Annotated in this window: 14 protein-coding genes; 8 read left to right on the forward strand and 6 right to left on the reverse strand. The window is 65.5% G+C overall.

Annotated elements, in window-relative coordinates; translation table 11 throughout:
• The 3 genes from QM672_RS17520 to QM672_RS17530 form a co-directional block, all read right to left on the reverse strand.
• Window positions 1–888 (reverse strand): ABC transporter substrate-binding protein (locus tag QM672_RS17520; RefSeq protein WP_415084080.1); only part of this gene is annotated, 888 nt, incomplete at its 3' end.
• Window positions 889–943: 55 nt separating this feature from the next.
• The gene (locus QM672_RS17525; protein WP_415084082.1) at window positions 944–2,083 is read right to left on the reverse strand and encodes an ABC transporter ATP-binding protein; all 1,140 of its coding nucleotides are present in this window, start codon (window positions 2,081–2,083) and stop codon (window positions 944–946) included.
• Window positions 2,084–2,410: 327 nt separating this feature from the next.
• Complete coding sequence (locus QM672_RS17530; protein ID WP_415084084.1) at window positions 2,411–3,178, reverse strand: SDR family NAD(P)-dependent oxidoreductase; 768 nt, start codon at window positions 3,176–3,178, stop codon at window positions 2,411–2,413.
• Between the two features lie 365 nt (window positions 3,179–3,543).
• Here QM672_RS17530 and QM672_RS17535 point away from each other — a divergent pair, with 365 nt between their 5' ends.
• From QM672_RS17535 to QM672_RS17555, 5 genes are all read left to right on the forward strand, one after another.
• Complete coding sequence (locus QM672_RS17535; protein ID WP_394313284.1) at window positions 3,544–4,056, forward strand: OsmC family protein; 513 nt, start codon at window positions 3,544–3,546, stop codon at window positions 4,054–4,056.
• Window positions 4,057–4,224: 168 nt separating this feature from the next.
• The gene (locus tag QM672_RS17540; protein ID WP_311940440.1) at window positions 4,225–5,241 is read left to right on the forward strand and encodes a sugar ABC transporter substrate-binding protein; all 1,017 of its coding nucleotides are present in this window, start codon (window positions 4,225–4,227) and stop codon (window positions 5,239–5,241) included.
• A gap of 186 nt (window positions 5,242–5,427) precedes the next feature.
• Window positions 5,428–6,957 (forward strand): sugar ABC transporter ATP-binding protein, encoded by a 1,530-nt coding sequence (locus QM672_RS17545; protein ID WP_415084087.1) that lies wholly within the window; start codon window positions 5,428–5,430, stop codon window positions 6,955–6,957.
• Window positions 6,947–8,005: an ABC transporter permease gene (locus QM672_RS17550; RefSeq protein WP_415084089.1), complete on the forward strand. Its 1,059-nt coding sequence runs from the start codon at window positions 6,947–6,949 to the stop codon at window positions 8,003–8,005. Before QM672_RS17545 ends, QM672_RS17550 begins: the two co-directional genes overlap by 11 nt.
• Window positions 8,002–8,982, forward strand: a complete 981-nt coding sequence (locus QM672_RS17555) for an ABC transporter permease (protein WP_367624971.1) — start codon at window positions 8,002–8,004, stop codon at window positions 8,980–8,982. Before QM672_RS17550 ends, QM672_RS17555 begins: the two co-directional genes overlap by 4 nt.
• Before the next feature lie 39 nt (window positions 8,983–9,021).
• Here the strand turns inward: QM672_RS17555 and QM672_RS17560 are convergent, their stop codons facing one another.
• From QM672_RS17560 to QM672_RS17570, 3 genes are all read right to left on the reverse strand, one after another.
• Window positions 9,022–9,309, reverse strand: a complete 288-nt coding sequence (locus QM672_RS17560) for a type II toxin-antitoxin system RelE/ParE family toxin (RefSeq protein ID WP_311940629.1) — start codon at window positions 9,307–9,309, stop codon at window positions 9,022–9,024.
• Window positions 9,297–9,584 carry a CopG family ribbon-helix-helix protein gene (locus QM672_RS17565; RefSeq protein WP_311940448.1) on the reverse strand — a complete coding sequence of 96 codons (288 nt, stop codon included), beginning with the start codon at window positions 9,582–9,584 and terminating at the stop codon, window positions 9,297–9,299. The genes QM672_RS17560 and QM672_RS17565 overlap by 13 nt, the downstream gene beginning before the upstream one ends.
• A 101-nt stretch (window positions 9,585–9,685) precedes the next feature.
• Window positions 9,686–10,099, reverse strand: coding sequence for an NUDIX hydrolase (locus tag QM672_RS17570; protein ID WP_415084093.1), 414 nt, complete (start codon window positions 10,097–10,099; stop codon window positions 9,686–9,688).
• A 96-nt stretch (window positions 10,100–10,195) separates the two neighbouring features.
• Here QM672_RS17570 and QM672_RS17575 point away from each other — a divergent pair, with 96 nt between their 5' ends.
• From QM672_RS17575 to QM672_RS17585, 3 genes are all read left to right on the forward strand, one after another.
• The gene (locus tag QM672_RS17575) at window positions 10,196–11,107 is read left to right on the forward strand and encodes a LysR substrate-binding domain-containing protein (protein ID WP_415084095.1); all 912 of its coding nucleotides are present in this window, start codon (window positions 10,196–10,198) and stop codon (window positions 11,105–11,107) included.
• 247 nt (window positions 11,108–11,354) lie between these two features.
• Entirely contained in the window at window positions 11,355–12,125 is a 771-nt protein-coding gene (locus QM672_RS17580) for an ABC transporter ATP-binding protein (protein ID WP_415084097.1), read from the forward strand.
• A gap of 72 nt (window positions 12,126–12,197) precedes the next feature.
• Window positions 12,198–12,977 (forward strand): transporter substrate-binding domain-containing protein, encoded by a 780-nt coding sequence (locus QM672_RS17585; protein WP_415084099.1) that lies wholly within the window; start codon window positions 12,198–12,200, stop codon window positions 12,975–12,977.
• The last annotated feature ends 1 nt before the right edge of the window (window position 12,978 follow it).

Here is a 12,978-nt window from a genome sequence, read left to right on the forward strand (position 1 = left end):
GATGTACTGCTTGGCCCAGTAGAGCTCGTTCTCCGGCAGGCCCTTGGGGATCCACAGCCCGTCCGTGTCGAACTTGGCGCCTTCCTCCGGCACCACCCAGGCGAGGTCGATGCCGTTCTTCTTGGCCTCGCGTGCATTGGTGGAAATGGTGCAGGCCGCGTCGATCTCGCCCTTCTGGAACCAGGTGGTGAAATCGGGATCCTCGCCCAGCAAGGGCTGCTGCTCCTTCACCTTGGCGATGAAGTCCCAGGCGGCCTGCATGTTGGCCGGAATGTCCTCCAGCTTGCCGCCGCCGGCGACCTGGGCGGGGAAATGGAAGCCGATACCGTCATTGTAGAGCGCGATGCGGCGCTTCAGCTTGGGATCGAGCAGGTCCTTCCAGGATTTGGGCGCCCCGTTCGGGAAAGCCGACGGCCTGTAGGCCAGCACATAGACATAGCCATAGGTGTTGACGATCGGATAGCCGTCGAGGCCGACGGGCTTGGCGAGCTCGGTGGTGTTCTTGAGGTTGGGCAGATCGGACAGATCCTCGGTCACGCCGCGCAGCGCCGATTTGGTGGCGTTGGTGGTGGTGTCCCAGTTCACATGGATCGGCGGGGTGCGCTTCTGCGCCACGGCCGCCCAGAGCTTGGGCTGGATCTCGTTGTCCTCGGTCAGATCGTGGCGCACGGCGATGCCGGTCTTCTTGGTGAAGCTGTCCGAGACACCCGCCTTCAGGGCGTCGACCCAGCTGCCGCCCCAGGCGCGCACGATGAGTTCGGAGGGCTTTTCGGGCTCGTCGGCCATGGCCCGGCCCATGCCAAAAGTGGCCGAGGCGCCGGCTGCCAGCATCGAAGCGAGCAGGGTACGCCGGCGGATTTGCGCTGACAGGAACTGATCGTGTGACATCACTGGTTCTCCTCTGGATGGACCTTCTCGGGTCACTTTTTCACTTTTTGAAGATTCACTTCTTGAAGATTTGCATATCCTTGGCATTCCATCCCAGGCTGACGGTCTCGCCCGGGGCGAATTGCTGGTGGGCGACGGGATCGTGATCGAAGACCCGCAGCAGCGCGTCGCCGAGGGGCGAAACCCGTATTTCGTAGACGATGCGCTCGCCCTCGAAGATGGAATCCTCGACCACGCCGTCCACGATGGTTTCGAGGCCCTGGAGCCTCTCCGCGTTCGAAGCGATCCGGATCTGCTCGGCTCTGACGGCACCCTGGCAGGCCTCGCCGGGTACCGGCGGGACTGCGGGATTGGCTGATGTGCCGACCAGGCTGCGTCCCGCGCTGGTGAAGGTCAGGGTGGAGCCGCTCGCGGCACCGGCCACGCCTTCGATGAAATTGGTGACGCCGATGAAATTGGCGACGAAGGGGTTGGCCGGCGTCCGGTAGGTGTCGAGCGGACGGGCCTTCTGCTGGATCTGGCCGCCATCCATCACGATGATCTCGTCGGAGACCACGAGGGCCTCGCGCTGGTCGTGGGTGACGTTGATGGTGGTGACCCCGAGCTCCTTCTGGATGCGGCGGAATTCGAGCTGCATCTCCTCACGCAGCTTGCGGTCGAGCGCCGCCAGGGGCTCATCGAGCAGCAAGAGGTCGGGCTCGAACACCAAGGCGCGGGCGATCGCCACACGCTGTTGCTGGCCGCCCGACAATTCGTTGATGCGGCGCCCGCCATAGCCGCCCAGGCGCACCAGGTCGAGGTAACGCTCCACCTTGGCGGCGATGCCGCGGGCGTCATGGCGGCGCATCTTGAGGGGGAAGCCGACATTCTCGGCCGCCGTCATGTGCGGGAACAGCGCCAGTTTCTGGAACACCATGCCGATGGCCCGCTTGTGCGCCGGCACGGCGCTGACGGGCTGGCCGTTGATGAAGATCTCGCCCCTGCTCGGCGCATCGAAGCCGGCCACCATGCGCAGCAGCGTGGTCTTGCCCGAGCCGGAGGGGCCGAGAATGGTGAGGAACTTGCCCTTGGGCAGATCGAAGGAGGCGCTTTTGACCGCATGGACGTCGCCGAAGATCATGGCGACATCCTTGACGGACACGGCAAAGGGGCTCGTTCCGCCGGACGGGCTGATACCGAGGGGCGCAGATTCCATTTCGTTCCCCGTCTTCCCAAGCCGCCGCGCCCAGTCCCGCAGATCGATCTCACGGCAGCATGAACCTGTCTATACAGCTACATACAAATACGGTCAACGCAACATGCGTAATTCTTGCCCGGCTTGACATTCTGGCTAATTATTGTGCAGTGCACGAAGGTCGGGGTTGAGATGGCGATTGCGCCGAGCAGAAGTCAGGCAACAAGTGCGCCCGTCATCCCCGGCGGGGGCGAAGACCCCTTCCCCTCACCCTCTCTCGCTGCGCTCGCGAGCGGTTCGGCCGGGGATGACAGCTTCAGAGCAGCTTACTTATTCTCCCGAGCTTCCCTAGATCGAGGCGAGATAGCCGCCGTCGACCGGGATGCAATGGCCGGTGACATAGGCCGAGGCGTCCGAGCACAGGAACACCGCGACGCCTGCGACATCAGCCTGCTCGCCGAAACGGCGCTGCGGGATCTTCGCCAGCATCTGCCCCTGCCAAGCTTCGTCTTGGTAGAACACCTCGGTCATGGCCGTGCGGAAATAGCCGGGCGCGATGGCGTTCACCCGGATGCCATGACCGGCCCATTCGGCGGCGAGGGCATGGGTGACGCCGAGCAGGCCGGATTTGGAAGCGCCATAGGGAACCGCGGTGGGAATGCCGACGAAGGAGGTGAGGGAGCACAGATTGACGATAGCGCCCCCTTGCGCCCCGGCCATGATCCGGCCGGCGGCCTGCGCGCAGAAGAAGGCGCCCTTGAGATTGGTGGAGACGATGCCGTCCCACAGGGCCTCGTCCACCTCGAGGGAGGGGCGGACACTCTCGACGCCGGCATTGTTGACCAGGATGTCGAGGCCGCCGAGGGCTTCGGCGGCTTGGCCGATGACGGCCCTGCAGTTCTCGACGTCGGCGACGTCCTGCGCGAGGGCGATGCAGCGCTGTCCGGACGCTTCGACGAGGCTGCGGGTCTCGTCGAGATTGCCGAGCGCCCGCGCCGTCACGGCGACATCGGCGCCCGCTTCGGCCAGGGCGAGGGCGATGGTCTGGCCGATGCCGCGGCTGGCGCCCGTGACGACGGCGCGGCGGCCGGAGAGGTCGAAAATCGGGCGCGACATGGTGCTCCTCTCGCCATCGGGAAATGCCAATGCCGGCTGCTCTGCAATCGGGGCGGTGAAGGCTATCTTAATTTGATCAGACAGAATCGCGCAGATCGCAAGGTGCCGAGGCTTCTGGGCTAGGGCAATCGTTCAGCTTGAGCATTGTTGAAAGTAACCGATACGCCATCTTTGTCATGCCCGGGCTTGACCCGGGCATCCAGAAGCCCGCGATTTCGACGCATGGAGGAGAGGTTGGATTGCCGGGTCAAGCCCGGCAATGACAAACGTTGAGCCGATTCGCTGTTGTTAGGGAAGCGTTTGCCAGGTTCTGCCGGCGGCCTATAGTTCGGGCCAATGACACCGTGATGATCCGGGAGGAACAGATGGATTCGACGGAACTGCGCGCCATGCAGGCGCCGATCAAGGAGCGCTATCGCGCCGACCCGAAGACGGCCTTGATCACCTTGAAGGCCAAGGGCTCGATCGATGGCGAGGGCATTGCCTGCAAGGTCGAAACCGGGCGGGCGCTGGCGACCGCCGGCCTGCATCCGGCGACCGGCGGATCCGGGCTGGAACTGTGCTCCGGCGACATGCTGCTGGAAGCCCTGGTGGCCTGTGCCGGCGTGACGCTGAAATCGGTGGCGACGGCGATCGACCTGCCCCTGAAGGCCGGCCAGGTCAGCGCCGAGGGGGACCTCGATTTTCGCGGTACGCTCGGGGTCGACAGGGAGGCGCCGGTCGGCTTTGCCGAGATCCGGCTTCGCTTCGATGTCGACAGCGAGGCACCGCAGGAGCGGCTCGACCAATTGTTGAAGCTGACCGAACGCTACTGCGTGGTGTTCCAGACCATCAAGAACGGCCCGAAGACGAGCGTGTCGCTGCACCGGATGGCCTGAGGCGTCGGGCTGCTCGGGGGAGGCGTTCCCATGACCCAGTGACGGTTCCGGCGGTTGGCGGTCAATTAATTATATTAAGTCTATAAATTTAGTTGACATTATGTCGGCGACCATGTGTGCTTCGGTCAGGCCTCGACAGACGGGCCAAATCAAAGCTGGACCGACACGATGACGACGATATCCTCCACCCCGCTCGGGCGCCGCTCGCTACTCAAGATGGGCTCGGCCCTGGCTGCCGCCGCAGCCTTCGGCAGCGCCGCCCGGGCCGATGATACTGCCAAGCCTGAAGCGGGATTGCCCTCCCTCAAGGGCAAGACCATTGCGATCAGCGTCGCGGGCACCGACCATTTCTTCGACCTGAAAGCCTACCAGGCCCAGGTCGAGACCGTGAAGGAACTTGGCGGCACGCCGATCGGGCTCGATGCCGGACGCAACGACAAGACACTGGTCAGCCAGCTGCAGACCCTGGTGACGCAAAAGCCCGATGCGGTGATCCAGACGCTCGGCACCCTGTCGGTGGTCGATCCCTGGCTGAAGAAATTGCGCCAGGCCGGCATCCCGGTCTTCTCCGTCGACCTGCCCTCGACCAACGTCATCAACACCGCGACCTCGGACAATTTCTCCCTGGGTGCCCAGCTCGCGCTGCAGCTGGTCTCCGATATCGGCGGCAAGGGCAATGTCGTGGTATTCAACGGCTTTTCGGGCGTTCCGGTCTGCGAGATCCGCTACACCCAGTTGCGCAACGTGCTGAAATATTATCCCGAGGTGAAGATCATCCAGCCCGAACTGAGGGACGTCATCCCCAACACGGTGCAGGACGCCTATGCCCAGATCACCGCTTTGCTGAGCAAATATCCCGACAAGGGCTCGATCTCGGCCATCTGGTCGGCCTGGGACATTCCCCAGCTTGGCGCCACCCAGGCCCTGATCGCCGCGGGGCGCAGCGAGATCCTCACCTATGGCGTCGACGGCACGCCCGAGGTGCTGGCGCTGGTCAAGGATCCCAAGGCGCCGGCCGGCGCGGTGGCGGCCCAGCAGCCCTCGGTCATCGGCCGCCAGGCGGTCCTGAACCTCGCCCGCTATCTCAACGGCGATACCACGCTGCCCTCGCAGACCTTCTTGCCGGCCGTGATCGCCAACAAGAAGAACGCCGCCGAGGTGCAGAAGCAGCTCGGCCAGGCTTGATCGACGAGTATGCCGGTCGCCCCGTATCTGACCGACCCCGCAGGGTGCCCTCGTTGACACCATCCTGCCCAGCCACCCCATCCGAATGACGGATGGGGTGGCTCTTCCTCGTGGCCCGTGCCGCATTTCCTTGAGCAAGGGCTGAGCCGGCCGGTGTGCCGGCGAGGCTGACCAGTGATCGACGCCATGACCTCACCCCCTCCCGTTCTGGCCATGCGCGGCCTCGTCAAGACCTTCGGGCCGACTCGGGCCCTCGACGACGCCTCGCTCGTGGTCGCGCCCGGCACCGTCCACGGCCTGGTCGGGCAGAACGGCGCCGGCAAGTCGACCCTGATCAAGGCCTTGGCCGGTCTCGTCAGCCCGGAAGCCGGCAGCATCGAATTCGAGGGCCGGCCGCTCGATCATCTCTCGCCCAAGAAGGCCGAGCAGCTCGGCATCGCCTTCATTCACCAGGACCGGCTGCTGGTGCCGACCGCAACCGTTGGCGAAGCGTTGTTCCTGGGGCGCGAAGCCATGGCATCGCGCCTCGGCGTCTGGCAGGCGAGCCTGCAGCGCCGGGCCGACGAGGCCCTCAAGCATTTCTTCGGCATCACTTTGCCGCGCGGCGCGCTCATCCGCGACCTGTCGACCGCGCAGCAGCAGATCGTCCAGATCACGCGGGCGCTGCTGGCCAAGCCTCGCCTCATCATCTTCGACGAGCCGACGGCGGCGCTCGCCAAGCGCGAGGTCGAGAGCCTGTTCGCCGCCATCGCGCAATTGAAGGCGCGCGGCCTCACCAGCATCTACATCTCGCATTATCTCGCCGAGATCGAGCGCATCTGCGATGTCGTGACCATCATGCGCAATGGCCGGGACGTCGCCCATCTCGAGCCCTCGCGCACGACGATCGGCGAGATCACCCGCCTGATGGTCGATCGCGACGTCAAGGACCTCTTCCCCAAGCATCGCGCCGAGCGCGGCAGGCCCGTGCTGTCCCTTGCCGGCCTTGGCGCGCCGCCGGCCTTTGCCGATGTTTCGCTGACCGTGCATCGCGGCGAGGTGGTCGGGCTGACCGGGCTGCTCGGCTCCGGAGCCAAGGAGCTCGTCCAGGCCCTATTCGGGCTGCGGCCCACGCGGGCAGGCACGATCGAGGTCGACGGTCGCGTGCGGCGGCTCTCCAGCCCGGTGGCGGCGGCGCAGGCGGGTCTCGCTCTGGTGCCGGAGGATCGTCGCGCCCAGGGCGTGGCGCTCGGCCTCTCCATCCGCGAGAACGCCACCCTCGCCAGCCTCGGCCAGATCACGCGTCTGGGCTGGCTCGACCGCGCCGGCGAACGTTCGACGGTGTCCAGGCTGATCGAGGCGCTCAAGATCAAAGCCAGCAGCCAGGATGCAGCCGTGCGCACCCTCAGCGGCGGCAACCAGCAGAAGGTGGTGATCGCCAAATGGCTGGCCCGCCGCTCCGACGTCTATGTTCTCGACGAGCCAACGGTCGGGGTCGACGTCGCGGCCAAGGCCGAGATCTATCGCCTCATCGCTGAGCTTGCGGAGAAGGGCGCGGGCATCCTGCTGCTTTCGGCCGATCTCGACGAGCTCCTGGGCGTGTGCGACCGGGTCCTGGTGATGCATCGCGGCGGCGTGGTCGGCACCTATGAGACCTCGGCAACATCGTCCGACCAGCTGCTGGCCGCGGCCCTGACGGGCGCCGATCCCGGGGAAGGAGCCAGCCATGCCGCATGAAACCCTGGAGGCGATCGCCGCGGCGACATCGGCCTCGATCCACCCCGAGCCCCATGAAGCCAGGGCCCGCACGGGCTGGCGCGATCTCGCGGGCGGCGCCGGGACGCGCCTGGTCCGGGCCGGAGGTCTGCTGTTCTTTCTGGCCGTGATGGCCTTCTTTGCCGTCAACGTGCCCTCCTTCGTCTCGCCCGCCAATATCGGCCTCATCCTGTCGCAATCGGCGGTGCTGGGCATCTTGGGGTTCGGCCTGACGCTGGTGCTGATCACCGGCGGTTCGGATGTGATCGCCGGCGGCATCGACCTCTCTTTGGCCGGCACGCTCGGGCTTTCGGCCGCCGTTTTCGCCGTGCTCAACCAGGCCGGCTTCCCGGACCTTGCCTGCGTGGCGGCCGCGCTCGGCGTCGGCCTCCTCGTCGGCCTGGTCAATGCGCTTGCCGTGGTCTGGCTCAGGATCCTGCCTCTGCTGGCGACGCTGGCCGCCATGAATGTCTGCGCCGGGCTCGAACTGGTGGTGACCGAGAACACCACCATTCCCGCGGCGTCACCGCTGATCGACTGGCTCGGCCTGCCCGGACCGCTCGACATTCCCGTGCTTGGCTGGCTGCTCCTTGCACTGTGCGCGGTCCTGGCCGTGCTGCTGCATCTCACGCCCTTCGGTCTGCGTGCCTATGCGGTGGGCGGACATCGCGAGGCGGCCAAGGCCGCCGGCATCGCCGTCAACAGCTATGTCGCACTGTCCTATCTGGCCAGCGGGCTGCTGGGCGGGCTGGCCGGCGTCGTGTCTGCAGCCTTCCTCAACGGCGCGACCGGCGGTTCGGGCGACATGCTGCTGCCGGTGGTGGCAACCGCCTTTCTCGGCTTCATGTTTTCGCGCCGGCTGCTGCCGACCGTGGCCGGCACGTTGCTCGCCGCCGTTTTCCTGGGCGCGCTCACCAACGGCTTCCAGCTCCTCCATGTCTCGACCTACTGGGTCAACGGCATCGAGGGCGTGCTGATCCTGGCCGTCGTCGCCGCCACCGCCAATCTCGCACGCAGGAGGGCGACATGAGCGCCGTTGGGGCCGAAGGGCCGCGCATCCGGCCGGCATTCGACCTGCTGCGCTTCGGCATTCCGCTGGCGCTCGTGCTGGTGGTGGCCGTCTTCTCCGTGCTGGCCCCGGGCTTCCTGACGCTCGGCAACATCACCGGCGTGCTGGTCAACAATGTCGCGCTGACGGCCATCGTCGCCATCGCCATGACCCTGACGGTGGCCTCGGGCGGCACGGATCTGTCGGTGGGCACGGCGGTGGATCTCGGCAGCCTCGCCTTCGTCTCGGCGGTGTCCTCGGGCCAGCCGGTGGCGCTCGCCTGCCTCTATGGCGTCGGCGCGGGCATCGGCACCGGGCTCTTCAACGCCGTCCTGATCGCGCGGCTGTCGATCACGCCGTTCCTGGCGACCCTCGGCACGCTGTTCATCGGGCACAGCCTGCAGCAGCTCACCACCGATGGCGGCAATCCCGTCTATGTGCCGGCCGGCAGCATACCGCCCGCGCTCGCCTTCATCGGCCATGGCACCATTCTCGGCGTGCCGGTCTCGCTGCTTCTCGTCGCGGTGCTGGCACTCGGCGCCTGGCTCCTCCTGGAGAAATCGAGCTTCGGCCGCACCGTCCTCGCCGTCGGCACCCAGGAGGAGGTCGCGCGCTATTCCGGCCTGCCGGTGCGGCGGATCCTGGCGATCGTCTACATCCTCTCCGGGGCCGTCGCCGCCGTGACGGGCATCCTGCTCTCCTCCAACGTCAACGCCTATGTGCCCTATTCGGGCAATGCCTATCTGCTCAACGCCATCGGCGCGGCCTTCATCGGCACCTCGCTCAGCCGCAACCGGCGCGCCAGCATTGCCGGCACCATCCTCGGCGTGCTGCTGTTCGGCTTCGTCTCCAACGGCCTGCTCCTGATCGGCTGGAACTTCTACTGGCAGCAGGTCGGCGCCGGTGTCCTGATCTTCCTCGCTTTGCTGCTGGCCTTCGCCGGCCGGCGCGAGAATTGAGGGCCTCGATCGAGCCGGTCTCTCTCCTGCTTAGATCATTCAATCATATCCGGCTTCCCGACCATGTCGGATGGCGAGAATCACGACTTTGTCTCCATCGTATCGGTAGAGGGCCACATAACCATCGCGGCCGAAATTGATGACGAGCTCTCGCTCTTCGGCATCCTGGATCGGTCGCCCTATTTCAGGATGAGCCGTAAGCGTCTGAATGGTCTGGATGATTGCCGTTGCGGCTCGTTTGCCCGCCATTTGGTTTTTGGAGTGCAGGAAAGCCCGTAGCCTTTCGAGATCGCGAAGGGCAGCGGGCGAGAAGATTACCTGTGGCATACAGGCGAGGCTTTCTCGTCATCCGTGCCCCATGTTTCCAGCCAAGCCGCGACCTCTTCCCCGGTTACATGCAAGCCGGTTGCCTGGTACTCGTCCCAAGCCTTGCGAGCGTCGTCGTAGAACGCCTGGCGTTTTTCTTCACGCTCGACATATTGATGGATTGCTTCCTTCATCAGCCAATGCGGCTTGCGATGCCGAGCATCGGCCAGCCGTTGGAGGCGATCCTTGACCTTGGAATCCAGCTTGATGCTGGTCGTGGCGGAAGCGGGTGGCATTGAGGCACCTCATATGGGTGTTACATGGTGTTACCATATCGGAATTTGGTGCTCCGCGCCATAGTGACCGATCAGCTGCTGCCAAACTTGGATGCGCGATCCTAGCCCCCGCCAAGCGCCGTCGCGAGGGCCAGCACATGGTCGCGCGTCAGGGCGGCGAGGGGCAGCGGGCCGGGTGCCTTGGGATCGACCCAGGCGATCTCCTCGATCTCGGCGGTGGCGGCGACAGGCTCGGCGATGTCGAGGCGGAAGATCTCGGCCTCCACCATCCTGTTGTCCTCATGCGCCGCCGGGGCTTCGAACCGGCCGAGATAGACGGGGTGTGCTGGATCAACCGTGAGGCCGATCTCCTCGGCGAGCTCGCGGCACAGGGCCTGGCGGGGCTGCTCGTCGGGCTCGATCTTGCCGCCGGGCTGCATGAAGGCCGATGTCCCTCGTTTTCTGACCAGGAGTGTCATACCGTCGGGACGGACGATGACGGCGGCTGCAATACGAATCGCATCGGAGGAGGGCATGGCGCCATCCTAGGCGATATCCCGGCAGCCATCCATATTTTGGGAGATCCGGGGTGGAGGATGAAGGCCAGGCCGATGTCATGACGGGGCGCGGCGATGCGTAACCTGCCGCTCGGCGTGCTGCGCACCTTCGAGGCGGCGGCGCGCCATGAAAGCCTGACCCGGGCCGCCGGCGAGCTCGCTTTGACCGACAGCGCCGTCAGCCACCAGCTGCGGCGGCTGGAGGAGGCGCTGGGCTATCCGCTCTTCCACAAGGCTGGGCGCGGCGTGGTGCTCACCGATGCCGGCCGGATCTTCGCCAAGACGGTCTCGGCCGCGCTGCAGGACATCACCAACACGGCGCTGCGCCTGTCGGAGGCGGACCAGGATGGCGGGCGCATCGGCATTGCCTGCCCGCCGATGTTCGCCAGCGGCTGGCTCGCCAAGAACCTCGCCGATTTCTGCCAGGACCACCTTGCCGTCGAATGCCATATCAAGCTCACCGAGAACCACCGCATCCATGAGCTGGTGGATGCCGATATCGGCATCGTCTTCGGCGCCGGCGGCTGGGACGACAAATGGTCGGCGCAGCTCGCCCATGTCAGCATCATGCCGGTCTGCAGCCCGACCTTGTTCCAGCGCATCGGCCGGCGCATCACCAGCCCGCTGGAACTGCGCAGCGCCATCCTGCTGCACTGGGACGACGGCGCCGAATGGCGGCGCTGGCTCTCCGAGGCCGGCGAGCGCGATTTCAGCCCCTATAGCCGCCACCTCTATTGCAGCGATCTCGGCATGGCGATCGACCTCGCCATCAACGGCACCGGCGTCGCCCTGGCCAGTGACACGCTCTCGGGCGCGGATGTCAGGAGCGGCACGCTGCTGCGGCCCTTCTCCACCGCCATCGACGCCTTCGGCGGCTGGTATGTCGTCTCCACCCATGCCGGCCTGCAGCGCTCCGGCGTGCGGCTCTTTCTGCGCTGGCTGCTGGCGCGCTTCGGCAAGGATGCCGCCGCCTGGCAAATCGGTTGACTGGGTGGTGTACAGTTGAGATCTCTTCAGGAATTGGCCGGATAAGCCACTCGGCTATGCCTCCTTCGCAGGCAATCTGCCCGGGGAATGCACAATAGATGAAATGACGTCATCTATTTGATGATCAAATATCAATTGCCCCAGGCTGGCCTTCTGATTTTATGAGCACCGTCGCGATTGGACGGACAAGTCCGGCGCTGGAGAGGGGTCTTGGTGGCGGACGAACGCGGCCGGATTGGGAAGAAGCATGCACAAGCTGGCCGTGGACGGTATCCGCAAATCCTATGGCAAGGTCGAGGTCCTCAAGGGCGTCTCCCTCCAGGCCGCGGCCGGTGACGTCATCAGCATCATCGGGGCCAGCGGCTCGGGCAAGAGCACCTTCCTGCGCTGCATCAATTTCCTCGAGCGTCCGACCGCCGGCAGTATCGTCATCGACGGCGAGGCGCTGAAGACGGTCAGGGACGGCGACGGTTTCCTCAGGGCCACCGACAAGAGGCAGCTCCAGCGCATGCGCAGCCGCCTCGCCATGGTGTTCCAGAATTTCTGCCTGTGGTCGCATATGAGCGTGCTCGACAATGTCATCGAGGCGCCGATCAGCGTGCTCGGCGTCTCCAGGGCGGAGGCCACCGAGCGCGCCAGGGCCAATCTCGCCAAGGTCGGCCTCGGCCAGGAGGTGCTGCAGCGCTATCCGGCCCATCTCTCCGGCGGCCAGCAGCAGCGCGTGGCGATCGCCCGGGCCCTCAGCATGAACCCCGACGTCATGCTGTTCGACGAGCCGACCTCGGCGCTCGATCCGGAACTGGTGAGCGAGGTGCTCAAGGTCATGCAGGCCCTCGCCGAGGAGGGCCGCACCATGATCGTGGTGACGCATGAGATGGGCTTTGCCCGCCATGCCTCCAGCCGCGTCGTCTTCCTGCACAACGGCGCCATCGAGGAAGAGGGCCCGCCCGAAGCCGTTTTCACCGATGCCCGCAGCGACAGGCTGCGGCAATTCCTTGCCGGGCGTCTGCAGCATTAGCCGCAGCGGCCTGGCCAAAGCTGGTGGAAAACCGGCTCCCATAACCACAAACCCCATCCCGAGAGACCCATCATGAGCATTCGCATCAGAAACGCCGTCGCCGCCCTCCTGCTCGGCCTTGCCGCCTCCGGCGCCCAGGCCCTCAGCGCCCAGGCCGCCGACAAGATCAAGATCGCCACCGACGCCACCTTCCCGCCCTTCGAATCGATCGACGCCAACGGCAAGCTGGTCGGCTACGACGTCGAGCTGATGCAGGCGATCTGCGAGGCCGCCAAGCTCGACTGCGACATCTTCAACGCCGCCTGGGACGGCATGATCCCCGGCCTGATCGACGGCAAATATGACGCGCTGATCTCCCAGCTCACCGTCACCGAGAAGCGCCGCAAGGTGATCGCCTTCTCAGACATCTACAACCACCCGATCTTCCGCTTCGTGGCCAAGAAGGGCGCCTCCTTCGAGTTCACGCCCGAGGGCATGGCCGGCAAGACCATCGCGGTGCAGACCGGCACGCCGATGGACGCCTATGTCACCAGCCACTTCCCCAAGGCTGTGATCAAGCGCTACGACACCGGCAGCGCGCCCTATCTGGAGCTGAGCGCCGGCCGCGCTGAACTCCATATCAGCTACCAGGCCCAGATCAGCGCTAGCTTCCTGAAGTCGGATGCCGGCAAGGATTACGAGCTGGTCGGCCCGCAGCTCACCGGCAAGGATGCCAAGGAGTTCGGCGAGGGCGTCGCCATCGCCATCGGCAAGAAGAACACCGCTTTGGTGGCCGAGATCAACAAGGGCCTCGCCATCCTCAGGGACAACGGCACGCTCAAGGCGCTGGACGCCAAATATTTCGGCGAATGAC

This window comes from Labrys sp. (in: a-proteobacteria) (assembly GCF_047605565.1).
GTDB lineage: Bacteria > Pseudomonadota > Alphaproteobacteria > Rhizobiales > Labraceae > Labrys > Labrys neptuniae.

What these genes read in the sequence shown, in the direction of transcription:
- QM672_RS17585 (WP_415084099.1), top strand. Translation starts at nt 12,198, where the DNA reads ATGAGCATTCGCATCAGAAACGCCGTCGCCGCCCTCCTGCTCGGCCTT.
- QM672_RS17555 (WP_367624971.1), top strand. Translation starts at nt 8,002, where the DNA reads ATGAGCGCCGTTGGGGCCGAAGGGCCGCGCATCCGGCCGGCATTCGAC.
- QM672_RS17545 (WP_415084087.1), top strand. Translation starts at nt 5,428, where the DNA reads ATGACCTCACCCCCTCCCGTTCTGGCCATGCGCGGCCTCGTCAAGACC.
- QM672_RS17580 (WP_415084097.1), top strand. Translation starts at nt 11,355, where the DNA reads ATGCACAAGCTGGCCGTGGACGGTATCCGCAAATCCTATGGCAAGGTC.
- QM672_RS17540 (WP_311940440.1), top strand. Translation starts at nt 4,225, where the DNA reads ATGACGACGATATCCTCCACCCCGCTCGGGCGCCGCTCGCTACTCAAG.
- QM672_RS17570 (WP_415084093.1), bottom strand. Translation starts at nt 10,099, where the DNA reads ATGCCCTCCTCCGATGCGATTCGTATTGCAGCCGCCGTCATCGTCCGT.
- QM672_RS17530 (WP_415084084.1), bottom strand. Translation starts at nt 3,178, where the DNA reads ATGTCGCGCCCGATTTTCGACCTCTCCGGCCGCCGCGCCGTCGTCACG.
- QM672_RS17535 (WP_394313284.1), top strand. Translation starts at nt 3,544, where the DNA reads ATGGATTCGACGGAACTGCGCGCCATGCAGGCGCCGATCAAGGAGCGC.
- QM672_RS17575 (WP_415084095.1), top strand. Translation starts at nt 10,196, where the DNA reads ATGCGTAACCTGCCGCTCGGCGTGCTGCGCACCTTCGAGGCGGCGGCG.
- QM672_RS17565 (WP_311940448.1), bottom strand. Translation starts at nt 9,584, where the DNA reads ATGCCACCCGCTTCCGCCACGACCAGCATCAAGCTGGATTCCAAGGTC.
- QM672_RS17525 (WP_415084082.1), bottom strand. Translation starts at nt 2,083, where the DNA reads ATGGAATCTGCGCCCCTCGGTATCAGCCCGTCCGGCGGAACGAGCCCC.
- QM672_RS17560 (WP_311940629.1), bottom strand. Translation starts at nt 9,309, where the DNA reads ATGCCACAGGTAATCTTCTCGCCCGCTGCCCTTCGCGATCTCGAAAGG.
- QM672_RS17550 (WP_415084089.1), top strand. Translation starts at nt 6,947, where the DNA reads ATGCCGCATGAAACCCTGGAGGCGATCGCCGCGGCGACATCGGCCTCG.